This is a genomic window from Bacillus sp. FSL P2-0069 (genome assembly GCF_038593315.1).
GTDB lineage: Bacteria > Bacillota > Bacilli > Bacillales > Bacillaceae > Bacillus > Bacillus safensis.
Genome location: NZ_CP151984.1, coordinates 514,295 through 530,197, shown reverse-complemented (window position 1 = coordinate 530,197; position 15,903 = coordinate 514,295). Strand labels below are relative to the sequence as shown.

20 protein-coding genes are annotated in these 15,903 nt (G+C 42.2%); 1 reads left to right on the top strand and 19 read right to left on the bottom strand.

Annotation, left to right across the window (positions count from 1 at the left end; all coding sequences use genetic code 11):
• Positions 1-33: 33 nt before the first annotated feature.
• From NSQ34_RS02560 to acpS, 13 genes are all read right to left on the bottom strand, one after another.
• Positions 34-633, bottom strand: a complete 600-nt coding sequence (locus NSQ34_RS02560) for a PP2C family serine/threonine-protein phosphatase (protein WP_176967302.1) — start codon at positions 631-633, stop codon at positions 34-36.
• Positions 633-1,421 carry an RNA polymerase sigma factor SigB gene (gene sigB / locus NSQ34_RS02555; protein WP_024427378.1) on the bottom strand — a complete coding sequence of 263 codons (789 nt, stop codon included), beginning with the start codon at positions 1,419-1,421 and terminating at the stop codon, positions 633-635. Before sigB ends, NSQ34_RS02560 begins: the two co-directional genes overlap by 1 nt.
• Positions 1,387-1,875, bottom strand: a complete 489-nt coding sequence (gene rsbW, locus NSQ34_RS02550) for an anti-sigma B factor RsbW (RefSeq protein WP_034283945.1) — start codon at positions 1,873-1,875, stop codon at positions 1,387-1,389. The genes sigB and rsbW overlap by 35 nt, the downstream gene beginning before the upstream one ends.
• Positions 1,872-2,201, bottom strand: coding sequence for an anti-sigma factor antagonist (locus NSQ34_RS02545; protein WP_024425392.1), 330 nt, complete (start codon positions 2,199-2,201; stop codon positions 1,872-1,874). Before NSQ34_RS02545 ends, rsbW begins: the two co-directional genes overlap by 4 nt.
• Positions 2,202-2,260: 59 nt before the next feature.
• Positions 2,261-3,268 carry a PP2C family protein-serine/threonine phosphatase gene (locus NSQ34_RS02540; protein ID WP_024427377.1) on the bottom strand — a complete coding sequence of 336 codons (1,008 nt, stop codon included), beginning with the start codon at positions 3,266-3,268 and terminating at the stop codon, positions 2,261-2,263.
• A gap of 10 nt (positions 3,269-3,278) precedes the next feature.
• Positions 3,279-3,680 (bottom strand): anti-sigma regulatory factor, encoded by a 402-nt coding sequence (locus NSQ34_RS02535; protein WP_024427376.1) that lies wholly within the window; start codon positions 3,678-3,680, stop codon positions 3,279-3,281.
• Positions 3,681-3,682: 2 nt separating this feature from the next.
• Complete coding sequence (gene rsbS, locus NSQ34_RS02530; protein WP_003214235.1) at positions 3,683-4,051, bottom strand: RsbT antagonist protein RsbS; 369 nt, start codon at positions 4,049-4,051, stop codon at positions 3,683-3,685.
• Between the two features lie 4 nt (positions 4,052-4,055).
• On the bottom strand, positions 4,056-4,886 hold the full coding sequence (locus NSQ34_RS02525) for an RsbT co-antagonist protein RsbRA (protein WP_034283948.1): 831 nt from the start codon (positions 4,884-4,886) through the stop codon (positions 4,056-4,058).
• 115 nt (positions 4,887-5,001) lie between these two features.
• Positions 5,002-5,352: a type II toxin-antitoxin system endoribonuclease NdoA gene (gene ndoA, locus NSQ34_RS02520; RefSeq protein WP_024425388.1), complete on the bottom strand. Its 351-nt coding sequence runs from the start codon at positions 5,350-5,352 to the stop codon at positions 5,002-5,004.
• A 4-nt stretch (positions 5,353-5,356) separates the two neighbouring features.
• Complete coding sequence (locus tag NSQ34_RS02515) at positions 5,357-5,638, bottom strand: hypothetical protein (protein WP_003214273.1); 282 nt, start codon at positions 5,636-5,638, stop codon at positions 5,357-5,359.
• A gap of 294 nt (positions 5,639-5,932) precedes the next feature.
• Positions 5,933-7,114 carry an alanine racemase gene (alr, locus tag NSQ34_RS02510; RefSeq protein ID WP_061110629.1) on the bottom strand — a complete coding sequence of 394 codons (1,182 nt, stop codon included), beginning with the start codon at positions 7,112-7,114 and terminating at the stop codon, positions 5,933-5,935.
• A gap of 127 nt (positions 7,115-7,241) precedes the next feature.
• Positions 7,242-8,258 carry an outer membrane lipoprotein-sorting protein gene (locus tag NSQ34_RS02505; protein WP_098677666.1) on the bottom strand — a complete coding sequence of 339 codons (1,017 nt, stop codon included), beginning with the start codon at positions 8,256-8,258 and terminating at the stop codon, positions 7,242-7,244.
• 160 nt (positions 8,259-8,418) lie between these two features.
• The gene (gene acpS / locus NSQ34_RS02500; RefSeq protein ID WP_041116756.1) at positions 8,419-8,784 is read right to left on the bottom strand and encodes a holo-ACP synthase; all 366 of its coding nucleotides are present in this window, start codon (positions 8,782-8,784) and stop codon (positions 8,419-8,421) included.
• Positions 8,785-8,878: 94 nt separating this feature from the next.
• Between acpS and NSQ34_RS02495 the strand changes: the two genes are divergently transcribed.
• The gene (locus tag NSQ34_RS02495) at positions 8,879-9,484 is read left to right on the top strand and encodes a rhomboid family intramembrane serine protease (protein WP_041116754.1); all 606 of its coding nucleotides are present in this window, start codon (positions 8,879-8,881) and stop codon (positions 9,482-9,484) included.
• Positions 9,485-9,538: 54 nt separating this feature from the next.
• Here NSQ34_RS02495 and NSQ34_RS02490 read toward each other — a convergent pair whose 3' ends face one another.
• From NSQ34_RS02490 to murF, 6 genes are all read right to left on the bottom strand, one after another.
• A complete protein-coding gene (locus NSQ34_RS02490) occupies positions 9,539-11,035 on the bottom strand; it encodes a PH domain-containing protein (RefSeq protein WP_254001582.1) in 1,497 nt (498 codons plus the stop codon).
• Positions 11,025-11,504 (bottom strand): PH domain-containing protein, encoded by a 480-nt coding sequence (locus tag NSQ34_RS02485; protein ID WP_024425383.1) that lies wholly within the window; start codon positions 11,502-11,504, stop codon positions 11,025-11,027. Before NSQ34_RS02485 ends, NSQ34_RS02490 begins: the two co-directional genes overlap by 11 nt.
• A 114-nt stretch (positions 11,505-11,618) precedes the next feature.
• On the bottom strand, positions 11,619-13,118 hold the full coding sequence (locus NSQ34_RS02480; RefSeq protein WP_034283956.1) for a DEAD/DEAH box helicase: 1,500 nt from the start codon (positions 13,116-13,118) through the stop codon (positions 11,619-11,621).
• 165 nt (positions 13,119-13,283) lie between these two features.
• Positions 13,284-13,622 carry a n-acetylglutamate synthase gene (locus NSQ34_RS02475; RefSeq protein ID WP_144496845.1) on the bottom strand — a complete coding sequence of 113 codons (339 nt, stop codon included), beginning with the start codon at positions 13,620-13,622 and terminating at the stop codon, positions 13,284-13,286.
• Between the two features lie 127 nt (positions 13,623-13,749).
• Complete coding sequence (locus NSQ34_RS02470) at positions 13,750-14,442, bottom strand: alpha/beta fold hydrolase (RefSeq protein ID WP_254001581.1); 693 nt, start codon at positions 14,440-14,442, stop codon at positions 13,750-13,752.
• Between the two features lie 18 nt (positions 14,443-14,460).
• Entirely contained in the window at positions 14,461-15,825 is a 1,365-nt protein-coding gene (gene murF, locus NSQ34_RS02465) for a UDP-N-acetylmuramoyl-tripeptide--D-alanyl-D-alanine ligase (protein WP_070326711.1), read from the bottom strand.
• Positions 15,826-15,903: the final 78 nt, after the last annotated feature.

Sequence of the window (15,903 nt, the reverse complement as noted above, 5' to 3'; positions counted from 1 at the left end):
AAAACCGGCAAAACAGAAAAAAGGTCAGCTATTTTACGTGAGCTGACCAAGTACATAGGTGAGATCGTCCTTTTTGTCTTGTGTGTATGTTTCAAGCTGTTTGGCGATGTCTTCAACTGAATGTCCATGCTTTAAAAACATGCGCATGTTTGGCACATTCAGTCCGTCTGAATACATAATGAATATCGATCCTTTTTCGTAGGAATAGGTGTATGTTTTATATTTTCTAGGTTTCCCTGATAAGTATCCTGATGTCGGAAGTGGATAAATATAGTCGCCAGAAGGTGCATTCAAGATAAACCGAATATTGCCAACCGAACAATAGGTAAATTGCTGCTGGGAAAAATTCACCTTTAATATGGCCACAGTGGCCCCGCGTTTATTTTTCATAGCCTGATTGCATCTGTCGATGAGGGCCGCCACATCCTCATGTCCATATTCTTCGACAATTTCGCTGACTAAAGAAGATGATTCATTGGCGTACTGGCCGCTGCCTAATCCGTCTGCTACAGCACAAATTAGTTCTTCATCATCTGCTTTAATAAAAAAACTGTCCCCGCAGCATGGTTTTCCTTCTTTATTCGATTGATAGATAATGGCGTTTACATGCTCATGCTGTTCAATCTGTTTCATTACCCTAGCTCCATAGACGCATCTTCTGATAATGCATCTCGCAGTTTTTTCACTGCCTTCCGCTGAAGTCTCGATACATGCATTTGAGATATGCCAAGTAAATCGCCTGTCTCTTTCTGACTCTTATTTTGCAAGTAAGTCAGATTGATAATCTCTTTTTCTCTATCCGACAGCACATGAAGCACACTCTCAAGCATCATTTTTTGATTCACACGTTCGTAGCCCTCTTCCTGTGAGCCGACAACGTCTAAAATCGTCACAGTACTTCCTTCAGAATCAGCCTCTACGCCTTGGTCAACAGACAGCGCTTGATAGCTTTTGCCCATCTCCATGGTTTCAAGTACTTCTTCTTCTGTTACATCTAAGTATTCTGCAATTTCTTGGACTTTAGGTGATTTCTGTGTCTCTGTTGTCAAATGATCAACTGCCATTTTGATTCTTGGTCCAAGCTCTTTAATCCGCCTTGGTACATGGACACTCCATGTCTTATCTCGTAAAAAGCGTTTGATTTCCCCGATGATGGTTGGAATGGCAAAGGCTTCAAATGATTTACCGACGAGCGGGTCGTATCGTTTAATGGCGCCAAGTAAACCTATCATTCCAACTTGTCTAAGGTCCTCATGAAAGCTTTTTCCTTTAGAATATTTTTTCGCCAGCATATCAACCAAGTTTGTATAGCATTCGACCAGCGTGAGCTGCGCCTGCTCGTCTTGATTGGTTTGATAGCTTTGGATGAGGCGGTCTACTTCATCTTTAGTTAGTTTCATAGTTTTGGATGGTTGTGTCATGGTCAACTCGCTCCCTGTTTAAAAACTTTGTCATCGCCACGGTAACTCCGGAGTTTGCTTGCACCTCGACTTCATCCATCAATGTTTGCATTAAGTATAAACCAAGACCTCCTTCTGCCAATTGATCCACCGTATGAGCAGATGTGTACGGTCCCAGGTCTTCCTGTTTTTGCTTAAAGTCAAAGCTACCGCCTTTGTCAGCGACAATGATTTCTAGACGATCCTCGTAGACAAGAAAGCGAACAGCCACCTCTCCATCTTCGCCGTCTTCACCTTTGTAGGCATGCTGAACTGCATTTGTACAGGCTTCACTGACGGCTATTTTTAAGTCTTCAATTTCTTCATAGACATATCCCATCCGGCTCGCTACGCCTGACAGAGTCAAACGAATGATGCCTACATATTCTGGTTTTGCCGGTATTTTCATCTCGATTCGATCTACTGATTCGTTCATTGTACCCCACCCTCTGACTTTGCAGAAATGTCAATGATGTCCTTTAATCCAGTGATTTCAAACAACCTTACAAGCCGTTCTGACAAGTTCTCAAGCTTTAATGTGCCACCTGCTTTTTGAGCCGCTTTAAACAGCCCAACGAATACACCTAAACCTGTACTATCCATATACGTAACATCCTTTAGACAGATTTCAAGATGCTCTCCCGCCTCAGCTTTAGGCATGAGCGTTTCTCTTAGCTCAGGAGCGGAGTACACATCAATTTCACCGCTGACACTGATTTTCGTTTTTTGATCTATTTGATGCTCTTTTACAGACATATTCATTATGCATTCACCTCGAAATTCTTGTTTCCTAAAGTTTTATATACCCGCATGTTCACTTTCTAAACCTTTCTTTTGAGAACAAGTAAAGTAAAGTCATCGTGCAGCTGAAAATCCTGCAGTTTGAGTAAGCTGGCGTAGATGGCATCCACCATTTCTTGAGCTGAGTAGGATAGGTGCTCTGATATGAGTGTTTTGATGTCCTCCCTCTCTAAGAAACCATCCTCTGACTTGGATTCTGTGACCCCATCAGAGAATAAGATCACCATGTCTCCTGCATCCAAATGCTTCTCGTACTGTCTGTAGTCAAATTCTGGTGCGATCCCAAGGACAAGCCCTTTTGCGTCTAAATCGTAAAATGTGTTCTCTTTTTTGCAATAGAAAAAGCCCGGCTCATGACCAGCCGATGCGTATTTAAACTCATGCGTTTCTTTATTATAGCTGCCATAGAACATCGTGATAAACATACTTGGGTCTACGTTTTGCTCGACAACACGATTCAGGGTTTTCAGCACCTTTGTTGGGCCGCTCCCTGACTCTGGCAAGGAATCCATCGCATATTTAATCATCGACATACAGAGCGCAGCCGGGATTCCCTTTCCAATGACATCTGCGATCGCGATATTGATTGTATCGTGATCTGTTACAAAGTGGTAATAATCTCCACTCATCTGTTTTGCCGGTACACTAATTGCACCAATATCAAAGGTATCTCCTTCTGGAATTTTCGTTTCCAGAAGGGTTTGCTGAACATTTGCAGCAATTTCAATTTCAGATTTTATTTCTTGCTGGATGCCTCTGAGTGTTAAATGTTCTTGGTAGGCAAGTCCGTACCCAATCATGACTTCAATTAAGAAGTCTAGTGAATGAAAAACATCTTCCGGCAAATCAGGGTAAAGCTCCTGAATCACTTTTCGGTGAACACTCACTATTTCTTCAGGAGGTATTTGATGCTCAATGGTTTTACGGCTAAATTTTTGAGCTTGATAAAGCGATGTTTCAGTTAAATCACTGATATAACGACTGAGCAGCTGATGGTACCGCTGCTCCATTACCTCCTTAAAATCCATGGTTTCCCTCCTAGCGAAGCCACTTAACAGCTTGTATCTCCGTTCCTTGTTCTGGTGCAGAATCTAATTTAAATTCATCCATCAGCCGTCTGACGCCCGGAAGACCTGCTCCGAGTCCGCCTGATGTTGAAAATCCGTCTTCCATTACTTTACGTATATCCATGATACCCGGCCCCTCATCTGCTGCGATGACTTTGAGTCCACGCTTTCCGCGCTCCATCACTTCTTCTATACAAATCTGACCTTTACCAGCGTATAAATAGATGTTTCGAGCTAATTCTGAAATGGCCGTCGTAATTCTTGCTTGGTCAACTGTTCCAAATCCAAGTTCTTTTGCAACATTGCGCCCCAATTGTCTTGCTGCGACTATGTCCCATTCCGTCAATATTCTTACACAGGATTGGTCTTTCATATCTATTCCCCCAATTCCCGCTTCAGTGTCTCAAGCCCTTGTTCAAGATCTAGTGCTGTCTGAATTTCTTCAAGCGATATTCCAAGTTCAATCAGCGTCACAGCGACTGCCGGCTGTATTCCTGTTAATACAACTTTCGCCCCCATGAGCTTGGACATCGTGATCACATCACCTAATACCTTTGCAATAAAGGAATCAATCATGTCAACGGATGTGAGGTCAATGACAACACCGTTTGCTCCTGTTTCATGAATTTTATTCAGCAAGTCTTCTTGAAAGTGGAGAGCTGTTTGATCATCAAGCTCCCACTGTATCGAAATCAGAAGACAGTTATATAGTTTTAAGATTGGAATCTTCGGGTGATTTCTCACTAGGTTATCCCTCCAATGAAACAATTTTTCGATTTGTCATTTCCAAAGCAGTTTGAATTCCTTTTTGAAGGGTATTCTTTGTTGTAACTTGAGATAAATCAATTCCAAGGTTCACAATGGTTTGGGCTATTTCTGGACGAATACCGACAAGCAAGCACTTCGCACCTACTAATCTCACAGCCTCTGATGCTTGAATGATATGATGCGCTACCATTGTGTCAACGACAGGTACACCCGTAATATCAATTAAGACGACTTGTGAGCGATGTTTGACGACACCGTTGAGCAGATTCTCCATAATTTTTTTGGCACGTTCTGTGTCAATTGTTCCAACAAGCGGCATGACGGTAATGTGCTCAAATACTGGGATCAGCGGGGCAGAAAGTTCCTGCAGCGCGATTTTTTGAAGGTTGACTGTTTTCTCCCATGAGATGGAATACTGGTTTAAGATCTCGTTATGAATAGGTGTGATGAATCGATCAATTTGCCAGATGAGGTCATGACTTTCTTCTGTTGTATCTTTGTCATCGTTCATTTTGTGATATAAATGTGAACGGATTTCTGTTAGACCATTTGCCAGTAACTTAAGTGATATACCCATTTGAACAATTTTTAAAGCAAAAGTTTGCACTTTTTCTTCAAAATCTTCAGCATACCCTTCTGAAAGAGATGTAATGATTAATTGAACATATTCCGAACAGATGGTTTCATACATATTGTCGTTCAGCATCATGTCCGTTTCTTTTTCTCCGAGTCGTCTAAAAATGTCCGTCCACTCTTTTTGTAATTCCTCTCGATGCTCTCTTGCAAAAGCTAACACGATATGATTCGACATGTTTTACCCCCTACGTACATAAACAGCACTTCTTTTAGTCTTTCTTCATTATAACGTTAATAAAAATTGAACACAAAAAAAGTTGCTCCCAACAGAGCAACCAAGTATCACCATATTAAAAATCAATAAGAGCCAAACTAACTTGTAAGGCTTCATCAACCTTCTCCATCATCTCATCATCAAGATGTGTGATTTTATCTGTCAATCTTTGTTTATCGATTGTACGAATCTGCTCCAAGAGAATGACAGAATCTCGTTCAAAGCCGTAGCGCTTTGCATCAATTTCGACGTGAGTCGGTAATTTCGCTTTTTGTATTTGGGCTGTTATGGCTGCAACGATAGCAGTCGGGCTGAAGCGATTTCCAATGTCATTTTGAATCACCAATACTGGGCGAACCCCGCCCTGCTCGGAGCCAACAACAGGAGATAAATCAGCAAAGTAAACATCACCGCGTTTAACAATCAAATGTTTAACCCCCGCTGACTAATCGCTCAACTGTATTCTCAGCCTCAAATTCTGCGTATTGTGCCTCTGAAGAGATATTCAGATTAATTTTCGCCATCTCCATGTAGCCGCGTCTCATCGATTCACGATTTTGTCGAATATTACGTTCACGAATATACGTTTTTGTCGCTCGGTAGATCAATTCATTTCTTGTTACCTTATCCTGCTCTGCTACTCGTTCGATTTCAGACATCAAAGCCTCCGGTAGTCGAATCTTCATTTCGTTTGTTGCGCTGGATTCAGACAAAAAACATACACCTCCACAAAACTTACGGATACCGTTTCGATCCATTCCAAGACTAATCATACCATTATTCAATGCGCAAGCAAAGCTGTTTTTTCATGATTTCTTATTAGAACATGAAGCGGCTGTTCACCCGTAAATCAAAGATGATAATGGAGTTCCTCTTTCACATTATACGCTTTTTTCCGAAAATCATACGGTATTTCCAAAATCTCTAAAAAAGGGAGAATGTTTACCCCTTCTTTGTAGAATAAAAAGGAACGATGTCAGTTTGACGATCGTTCCTGTGTAAGCTGTTTAGAAAAAGCTTGGCCCGCTTTGAAGCAGCGGATTCCGCACATGCACCCTTTTGCCGTCCTCTATATAAACTCTTGGGACGCGGTGGCCAATGGAGCAAGTGACTTCATAGTTAATGGTTTCAAGCCTTTTTGCAATTTCATCGACTGATACCATTTCTTCACCTTGTCCACCAATCAAAACGACTGGCTCCCCTGCCGGAAGGTTCTCTTTCAGTTCAACCATGAATTGATCCATACATATCCTTCCGGCAATCTTCCGGCGCTTTCCGCCAACAAGTACTTCCGTGCCTGCCAGCTTCCGGATCCATCCGTCTGCATAGCCGACTGGTACCGTACCGATCCATGTATCTTGATTAGCTGTATACGTCGCCCCATAGCTGACACTCTCACCCTTTTGAATGAGCTTCACATGGGCAAGCTTTGTATGAAGAGACATGGCTTCTTCCAGCTTGAAAGGAAGTTCATCTTTGATTTCCTCTGATGGTGACAGCCCGTACATACTGATGCCGAAGCGAACCATATTAAACAACACTTCTTTAAACCTCAAACCTGCTGCACTATTGGCACAATGAACGAGCAGCTTTTCCGTATGAAGCGGCTGAAGCAGGGTTTGAAAGGTGTCGATTTGCCGCTCAAAATAGTTCTCATCCTTTTCATCTGCTGTCGCAAAGTGAGTAAATACACCTTCCAGCTGTAAATAAGAATGCTCGCTGACAAGCTTCTTTACTTCATTCACTTCCTCCAACGTTTTCACACCTAAACGGTTCATTCCGCTGTCTATTTTCAAATGAAAACGAATGGGTTGTCCCATCTGCCCTTTCATCATATCGACGACTTCCCTCAGCCAGCTGGTGGAGTAAGCGGTCATGACCACATTGTATCGAACGGCGGTTTTGACATACTCCGGCGGCACAGCGCCGAGTACAAGAATCGGTGCTTTAATGCCTTGATTTCTTAAAGAAATGGCCTCATCTAAAAAGGCTACAGCTAACAAGTCTGCACCTGCTTTGAGGGCAGCTCTTGCCACTTCTATATCTCCATGTCCATATGCATTGGCTTTCACAACAGCCATCAATTGAACATTTTGACCGATATGATCTTTCATATGTGAAACATTGTGCTTGATTGCTGTTAAATTAATTTCTGCCCATGTGTCTCTATAAAAGGCATTTGTGTCCATCAGTCACACTTCCCTATTGAATGATTCAATCCCCTCATATGATACTAAAAATCAAGAATAATGTGAAACAAATCAAAGAAAATCAGCCCTTGCACAGGGCTGATATGTTGTTTTTTAAGGCTCTCGCCTATTTAGCTGACTGGCCTTCTACACTCTTTGCAACCATCAAAAGCTCTTCCTTCGATAAATCACTTGAGGAAATTAAATAGTCAACTCCGTCAGATGTCCATGAGAGGGATTGATCTGTCAGAACCCCTACTGTCATGCCAAGATCGACCGGCTCGCCGTTCATCGTGACAGGCGTAGATGCTTCAGCTACTCTCGCTTTTTCCTGGATGAGTGTGAAGGATTTCTTGCCGCCGTAAGTAATCACATAACGCTTCCCAGCATCTGTCGTCATTTCTTTTTCTTCCATCTTCTTCACGCCTTCTGGCATATCAACTGGTGTTTTCACCGCAAAGCTGTCAGATGGGTCTGCACTTGTGGCAACATCCATTTGAGAGAGTGTCATGTTTTTCTTCTCATCAAATGCATCTTTGTCAAAGGATTTATTGAATTCAAAGTGAGAGAATTCCACTTTCACCATTGGCTTTTTGTCGCTATCCAGCACTTTCACACTGGCAGGCGCCATTGTTTTCTTATGAAAGGTAATCTCTTGGGTAGGCAGCATTTGGTTGTGCTGATAATTGGTCTTCGTTTCGAACACATACTTTGACTCTTTCGCTTTGAACTGAGCTGCACTGTCATTTTTAATGTCCTTCACAAGTGATTCGAATAAATAGACCTGACTGCTATTATTCGGCCAATCACTATGGAAACGGAAGCTCTTGTTCAATGAAGGTGTCAGCACAAACACACCATTGCCATTTCTTAAAATGACTTGACTCTGATCCTTTTTCGGATTTTCTAAATAGACACGGTAAAGCTCCGGCTTTTTGTACCAAATTTCTACCTGGTACTCCTGCGGGTCATTTCCTGTCTCAATGGTCATTTTTGCTTTGGCTTTGTATGATGTCATTTCCTCTGCCTTTTTGTTTAAATCTCCAACGATATCCTTCTGAGATTTTTGACCGCATGCGGAGAGAATCAGTACAAAAAGGATTCCCGTTACAAGCAAAACAAAGCTTTTTCTCACCCTTTTCAACCCCTTCGTTAATTGTGTTAAAAGGAAGAAACCGCTTGTTTGACTTTAACAGTACGCCTCAAGAGTTAACTGCGTACCGCGAACCATCAAAGCCTGTTAGCAACTCGCCCTTCCTTATCGCACTACCCAATATATGAAGGGGGGACAAACAATATGCAGACTAGCTTGACAACCTTTCAATTAAAACTTGTGCAGCAGCATATTCCTTTGTATGGGTTATCGACACATGGACCTGATCTCCCTCTGCTTTCTCGCTTTTGATGAAGGGTTTCCCCTTATCGTCTTTTTGAATGTCTATGTCATGAAAGCTTAAATGCTGACCGATTCCCGTTCCGTATGCTTTAGCGAAGGCTTCCTTTGCCGCAAAGCGTCCTGCCAAAAATTCCAGCTGTCTTTTTTCACTGAGTGTAAGAAAGACGTCCTGTTCACTTAAAGTCAAAATTCGTTCCGGTAAACGGGGCTGTCTGCTGAGCACTCGCGAAAGACGGTCGATCTCTACAATATCAATGCCTATTCCTTTGATCATGAGGTACCTCCTATGATACTCGTACTAATTTGAGTGTTCGCTTCATAAACGTGTTACTATAAACTTACCATTATCTAGTCAAAAGGGGTTTGTTATGTTTATTCGAACGGAGAGCTTTCAACAATTTATTAGATCGTATCCAATCGTAACAGCGATCCTTGCTTTACAAATTGGCCTGTGGCTTATATTTGCGGTTCCTATCCCTATTATACAGCTTGGACAGGATCATCTCGTCGGTTTCAATTATGGTGTAGCAGCTGGGGAATGGTGGCGTCTCGTCACACCTATTTTTCTGCACGGGAGTCTCACGCATATTTTATTCAATTCCATGTCCCTTTTCTTGTTCGCCCCAGCGCTTGAACATTTGCTTGGGAAGGTTCGATTTCTAATCATTTATCTCGGTGCAGGATTCATTGGCAATCTCGGAACCTATTGGGTGGAGCCTTTAGAGTATGTACATGTTGGCGCTTCTGGTGCGATCTTCGGTTTGTTTGGGGTTTATCTATACCTTGTCCTGTTTAAACCGCACATGATGGACCGCGGGAATTCACAAGTGATTTTAACGATTCTTGCTGTTTCTGTCATCATGACGTTCGTCAATTCGAACATCAATATCATGGCTCACTTATTTGGATTGATCGGCGGTATGATTCTAGCACCGATTACGCTGCTTTTCCATTCGAAAAAAAGACGCTATTAATCTCATAAAAAATGTCGATCACTCCTCAAGCAGGAGCTGATCGACATTTTTCGTTTAAGACGATTGATTTTTTTCATACGAATACCAATCAAATACACGTGCCGCATCTTCTTCCTCAAGGTGATGCACACCAAAGGAATCAAGCAGCGCAGAGGATTTCACAAAGGTGTGAATACTGGCGACCCGACCTTTCTTTTGGAAAAAAGATTGCGTCATCGTATAGTTTTGCATTCGTTTTCTCAAGACAATGCCAGTGGTCTTGCCAATGCCTCTTGATGTCATTTGAATCAATGAATCTTTGATTGTATATCCTGATTGTTTATAAGCTAAATAGCCAAAGAATAGAGCAAGCGGTAACGGAATGAGTCCCAAATATCCCCATGGCGGAAAGCGTACCGACAGGATGATACCTACAAGTAACGGCACAAAGCCATATGAGATCAGGTAGCGCTTGAGCGAACGTTTTGGCACTTTTTTCAGCTCTGTTTCTGGTGCTACATGATAATGATCGGTGAATTGTGACAGCAATTCATTTATTTTTTTCTTCCGAATGAGCGGAAATAAGACGGAAGAGGTTTCTTTCTCTGTAATCGAACCTCCCGCACTAACAAGCATCACCGTCGCAAAACCAAAAGGCTCACGGATCATATTCTCTTTGATTTTCACTGCTTGAATTCTCGCAAGTGGAATGGTCATTTGATGTCTCTCGATGAGCCCTCTTGTAATGATGATGTCATTCCCTTTTCGTTTTGCAGCAAAATTCGCATACTGAAGTGCTGTTACCCCAACACTCAAGATCCATGCGATCAATACGGCAAGAAATATCAAAATCGCATAGATTTCAATGCTCGCATGGCTTAAAAAAGAGAACTGCTTGAAGAACCCGTCCAAAGGGAGAATTTCATCTATTTGCGTGTAGATGGCGAGACACCCTGAGATAATGACACCGATACCGCTTGAAGTGGTCGCAGCCAAAAGCAATTCTGGCACACCCATACGATAGGAGACATTGATTTCTTCCTGCACAGGTTTTTGCGCAGTCAAATGGCCATTCAGATCACCTGCTTCATCCGTCATTTCTTCTTCCTGCAAGCTTTTCTTCCGGTTGAAAATCGACTTTTTTAATTGTTCCGCTTCTGCTTTTGTAATCGCGGTCAGGCTCACTTCTGGACCATCCGTTCCGCCTGCCGTTTCGATTTGGACCCGTACTAAACCGAAAATTCGCTGGAAAATACCTTCACTTGTATTGACCGTTTGAATACGTTCTAACGAGATATATTTTTTCTTTTTCGTAATCACACCCGATTCCACACGAAATTCATCGTCTTCCATCCGGTAAGTGAATCGTCTCCATTCTAAAATGGTAAAAACGGCTTTCCATAAAAGAAGCACACCAAGAATGATAAATGCATAAAAGCGAATGCTCGAATTCGAGTTCACAAAAATCAACACGAAAAAAGGGATAATGAAGTTTTTGATCATGGATACAGCATCTGATATAAAATCAATGAACATCGAAATGGGGTGTACACGTTTTTGTTCAGACATCATCTTCCGTCACCCTTGCTAAACGAGATATGTAATCACGAAGCTCATCTGCCTCTTCTAATTCTAGCGCCGGTATATCATGAACTGTGGCAGCAGTCGAAATTTGAACAGATGCCAAACGGTAGCGCCTTAAAAGCGGTCCTTGTGATGTATCAACATGCTGAACACGAACCATTGGCACAATGACACGTGTGACGCGAATGAGTCCATGCTGTATTTCAATTTCATTTTCGAATACTTCGTAGCGCCAGATGTGGTGGCGGATTTTTGGTATGAGCCAAATGCCAAAAATGACCTGTAAGACCCATAAACCAGAAAGAATCGCTCCAATCCAATATGGCCATTGAAAATAGTAGCTGGCAACAAATACCCCAATGATGATGAGTAAGAAAATCAATGAGATAATTCCATTTTGAAGACGCCATACCTTTAAACCATTTAAACTAATTTGACGTTGCGGCTGTTTTCTCACATTCTTCCCCCATTCTCATACTTTTCTATCAATATATTACGTAACAAAGCCTAAAAAGTTTCAATTTCAGCCTGTTAAAAAAAGCGAACCCTGCAAAGGATTCGCTCTTGTATGTTAGTTGTTATAAGATTTCTTTTGACGACGATCGTTAGAAGAACGATTGCGGTCATTTGAAGAACGCTTTTTATCACCATAAGATGAACGGGTGTTCTTGCCTTTTCCACGGTAGCCTCCGCCACCGCCGCCGTCTCTGCGTTTAGAAGAGCTGCGGTTGTTACGATGACGTTTAGAAATCATCGGTGCTTCATCTGTTAAACGAACTGGCGTTGCATCCGGCTCTTTTGTCATCATTTTAATCGCAGCTGCAACCACTGTCACAGAATCATGATCTTCCAACAATTCAGCAGCAGCTGTCATATAGAAGTTCAAGTTGTTTTCACTGATGATCGTGCGTAGACGGTCAACTGTTACTTGCTGTTGTCCTTCAATCGCCTCATCTAGTGTAGGTTCTTTCATACGATCCATTTTACGTTTAGTCGTTTGCTCAATCGCACGAAGCATATCTTTTTCACGTGGTGTGATGAATGTCATCGCCATACCTGTACGTCCAGCACGTCCTGTACGTCCAATACGGTGCACGTAGCTTTCTGGATCTTGCGGTACGTCAAAGTTATACACGTGTGTTACTCCTGAGATATCAAGTCCACGTGCTGCAACGTCTGTTGCGACAAGCACATCGATTGAACCCTCTTTGAATTTACGAAGCGCAACCATACGTTTTGCTTGAGTCAGGTCACCATGAATTCCTTCAGCTGTATAACCTCTAAGGTTAAGTGCTTCAGTCAATTCGTCCACACGGCGTTTCGTACGGCCGAAGACAATTGAAAGCTCAGGTGATTGAATGTCAAGAAGACGAGTCAATGTATCAAACTTTTTACGTTCGTGAATATCCAAATAGAACTGTTGGATGTTAGATACAGTCATTTCTTTCGCTTTTACTTTTACGTGTTCTGGGTTTGTCATGAAACGCTCTGCAATGCGCTTAATTGGTGCAGGCATTGTCGCAGAGAATAAAAGTGTTTGGTGTTCACTTGGTACATTTGAAAGGATCGCTTCAATGTCTTCGATGAAACCCATGTTTAGCATTTCGTCTGCTTCATCTAGCACAACTGTTTCAACGTTTTGAAGACGCATTGTACGACGGTTAATGTGATCGAGTAAACGTCCTGGAGTCCCTACGATGATATGAGGATTTTTCTTGAGCGAACGGATTTGACGGCCGATATCTTGTCCACCGTAAATAGGAAGTACGCGTGCACGCTTGTCTTGGCCGATTTTATATAGCTCTTCAGATACTTGAATCGCTAATTCTCTTGTTGGCGCAATGATAATCGCTTGGATATTTGGAGACGCTGGGTCAATTTTTTCTACAAGAGGAATACCAAATGCTGCAGTTTTTCCTGTTCCTGTTTGTGCTTGTCCGATGACATCTTTATTTTGAAGACCGAGAGGAATCGTTTCTGCTTGAATCGGTGTTGCTTCTTCGAATCCCATGCGGTTAATAGCCTTCATGAGACTTTCGCTTAATTGAAAATCTTGAAACGTTATAGTCAATTTATTCAAACTCCTTCTAATTGCTGTTTCAGTAATCTCGTGAATGATCATTAAAAACTGCCCTTTTCTGAAAGGACAGGTCCATTATATACAAAGCCCGAATTACCCTACCTTATATCTTACCATTACACTATTTGTTTTTCAACAAGACAGAAATGGATATATCTACTGCTCTACAATGACAGATTCACCTTCACTTTGATCTCCGTCCATCCATTTCCACTTTTCAAACAGTTGAATTTTTCCGTTATCCAGCTGCTTAGGAGTGGACTCGCAAGCCCCGCTTCTCATGCTGCCGTCCTTGCTTACATGGTGATATCTAAAATGAAGTGTTCCATCCTCATTCACAGTTCCTACAAGTACGCCAGATATAATACTGCCGCCTTGATATGTGCCCGTTAATATATTCCCGTCCTGACGATATTGAAATATGGTTCCTGCTGATACTTCTCCGTTACTCGAATTAGACTGCGGGATAAAGGTTTTTCCGTCATATTGAAACAACCGAATCAACCACCTTTTCTTTCCTATTGTACCATAGGCCTGTCACACATTCGACAAAAATGATGCAAATTTTAACAAGTGGGATTCAATTTATATTAGTTTAGCCACATTTTAGCTTTTCTATATATTAAATTGCTTTTTTTAGAAAATGTTCTACTTTCTCAAACAATTGCTGGGCACATGGCTCATGACAAACATGATGTTTACAATCGGGCAAATAAAACATTTCTTTCTGGCGAGACGGGACCTTATGATAAATAAATTCTGCACTTGAAGCAGGCACAATCCCGTCGCTTTCCCCTTGAACAATTAACACAGGCAGATGAAGCTTCTCAAGCGAATTCTTCGTCTGCTTTACCAGCTTCACAAATTCTATCGCAGCTGACAGCGGCGTGCTTGTGAGCTTATGACGATATCGATCATACAAAGGGTTTGTATCAATTAACCCAGACAGGGACTCCTTTACCATCTGCCTTGTGTCTTGCATCATTTGTTTTGGGTTCACATATTTAGCCGCAGCACTTAATAGGACGAGACGGGCAACTGGGTACTTCGCTGCTAAATAAGAAGCAATCATTCCGCCCATAGAAAAGCCGATCAAATACATGGTGTCACAAGTTCGATAAAGGGATAGAAGTTCGAGTTCAGCTGTCGCTATCCATTCTTGATAAAGAATGCCTTTTAACTGAAGCTCCTCTCCATGCCCCGGAAGCGTAACAGACTGCACATTCCAATCTGCCGCCTGTTTTAAATATTGCGCCAGCGGTTCTACTTCATAAGGGGCACCAGTAAAACCGTGGATACATAAACAGCCAATCATTCTGTCACCTTCTCACTTTTATAGTGCAGTAATGACTTCTTCCAATTTCATACCGCGTGAGGCTTTGACAAGCACAACATCGTCAGGCCCTGCCACTTCAGCTAGTTTTTTCTTCAGGTCCTCTTTGTCCATAAAGGAGAAGACGTGCTCAGCCCCGAATGATTTTTTCGCTCCTTCAGCAATGAATGCACCTAGACGGCCATACGTCATGACATGATCAATAAATTCTGGCTTGATGTAACGGCCTAATTCATAATGATACGTTTCTTCTTCGCTGCCCATTTCGAGCATATCTCCAAGTACAAGAATACGATTGGCGAAGCCGTCCATATCTCCCACAAGATCAATGGCTGCTTTCATAGAAGTAGGACTTGCATTATATGCATCATTGATGACAGTGATTCCTTTGTCTGTTTTAATCAGCTCAAGACGCATCCCCGTCAACTTCGTTTGCATCAGTCCTTGGGCAATTTGTCTTTCATTCAGCCCAAAATGCTGGCCTATAGCAATAGCAGCAAGTGCATTCTTCACATTATGTTTCCCTAATACAGGAATGAGAAAACCTTGGGCATACCCTTCGACCTGAAATTCTGTTCCTTCTGCAAGCTGGTTGATGTGCGTTACCTTGATATCACAGTCCTCTGCTTCTCCAAAGGTTTTCACACGCTGAGAAAGTGAACTTGCTCTTTCGCGAAGCAAAGGCTCATCACCTAAGTAATAAAAGATGCCGTCTTCTTTTAATCCTTTTACGATCTCACATTTTGCATCAGCAATGGCTTCTCTTGATCCTAAATCTTGCATATGTGATTCCCCGATATTTGTGATGACTGCCGCATCAGGCTCAGCCAGATCTGATAAAAATTCGATTTCGCCTTTTGCACTCATGCCCATCTCCAAAACCGCAATATCGGTTCCTTCTGGCATTGCAAGAATGGTGAGCGGAAGACCGATATGATTATTAAAGTTACCGTTTGTTTTATGAACTCGATACGCTGTTTGCAAGACGGAATGAATCATATCTTTCGTTGTGGTTTTCCCATTACTTCCTGTAATACCGACAACACGAGGGTTTTCTTCTTTTAAGTATGATTTCGCCAGCTGTTGAAGGGCAGCTAGTGTATCCTCTACAAGAATTACCGGAACGCCTTCTGGCGGATTGGCTTCTTTTTGATTCCAAAGAACAGCTGATGCTCCAAGCTCCACTGCTTTCGAAGCAAATGTGTGACCATTAAAATGTTCTCCGATAAGCGGGATAAACAGGGCGCCGTTTGATACTTTTCGTGTATCTGTTGTCACTCCGTGAATCTGTTCTTCGCCAAAAGCTTGATTAGATAGGGTTCCACCAGCCATTTGGGCGATTTGTTTCACTGTACGTTTGATCATGATTTTTCGCCTCTCTTTCTCATTTCACGTTTGAAGGAAAAGAGACACTACCTAAGGATAGTGTCTGCTTGCTGCTCA

Bases quoted from the DNA above. Each gene is read 5' to 3' on its own strand.
- NSQ34_RS02490 (WP_254001582.1), bottom strand. From the start codon at position 11,035: ATGATGTCTGAACAAAAACGTGTACACCCCATTTCGATGTTCATTGAT.
- acpS (WP_041116756.1), bottom strand. From the start codon at position 8,784: ATGATCAAAGGAATAGGCATTGATATTGTAGAGATCGACCGTCTTTCG.
- NSQ34_RS02540 (WP_024427377.1), bottom strand. From the start codon at position 3,268: ATGGATTTTAAGGAGGTAATGGAGCAGCGGTACCATCAGCTGCTCAGT.
- NSQ34_RS02525 (WP_034283948.1), bottom strand. From the start codon at position 4,886: ATGTCGAATCATATCGTGTTAGCTTTTGCAAGAGAGCATCGAGAGGAA.
- NSQ34_RS02535 (WP_024427376.1), bottom strand. From the start codon at position 3,680: ATGAAAGACCAATCCTGTGTAAGAATATTGACGGAATGGGACATAGTC.
- NSQ34_RS02495 (WP_041116754.1), top strand. From the start codon at position 8,879: ATGTTTATTCGAACGGAGAGCTTTCAACAATTTATTAGATCGTATCCA.
- murF (WP_070326711.1), bottom strand. From the start codon at position 15,825: ATGATCAAACGTACAGTGAAACAAATCGCCCAAATGGCTGGTGGAACC.
- NSQ34_RS02560 (WP_176967302.1), bottom strand. From the start codon at position 633: ATGAAACAGATTGAACAGCATGAGCATGTAAACGCCATTATCTATCAA.
- NSQ34_RS02545 (WP_024425392.1), bottom strand. From the start codon at position 2,201: ATGAATATGTCTGTAAAAGAGCATCAAATAGATCAAAAAACGAAAATC.
- rsbW (WP_034283945.1), bottom strand. From the start codon at position 1,875: ATGAACGAATCAGTAGATCGAATCGAGATGAAAATACCGGCAAAACCA.
- alr (WP_061110629.1), bottom strand. From the start codon at position 7,114: ATGGACACAAATGCCTTTTATAGAGACACATGGGCAGAAATTAATTTA.
- sigB (WP_024427378.1), bottom strand. From the start codon at position 1,421: ATGACACAACCATCCAAAACTATGAAACTAACTAAAGATGAAGTAGAC.
- NSQ34_RS02470 (WP_254001581.1), bottom strand. From the start codon at position 14,442: ATGATTGGCTGTTTATGTATCCACGGTTTTACTGGTGCCCCTTATGAA.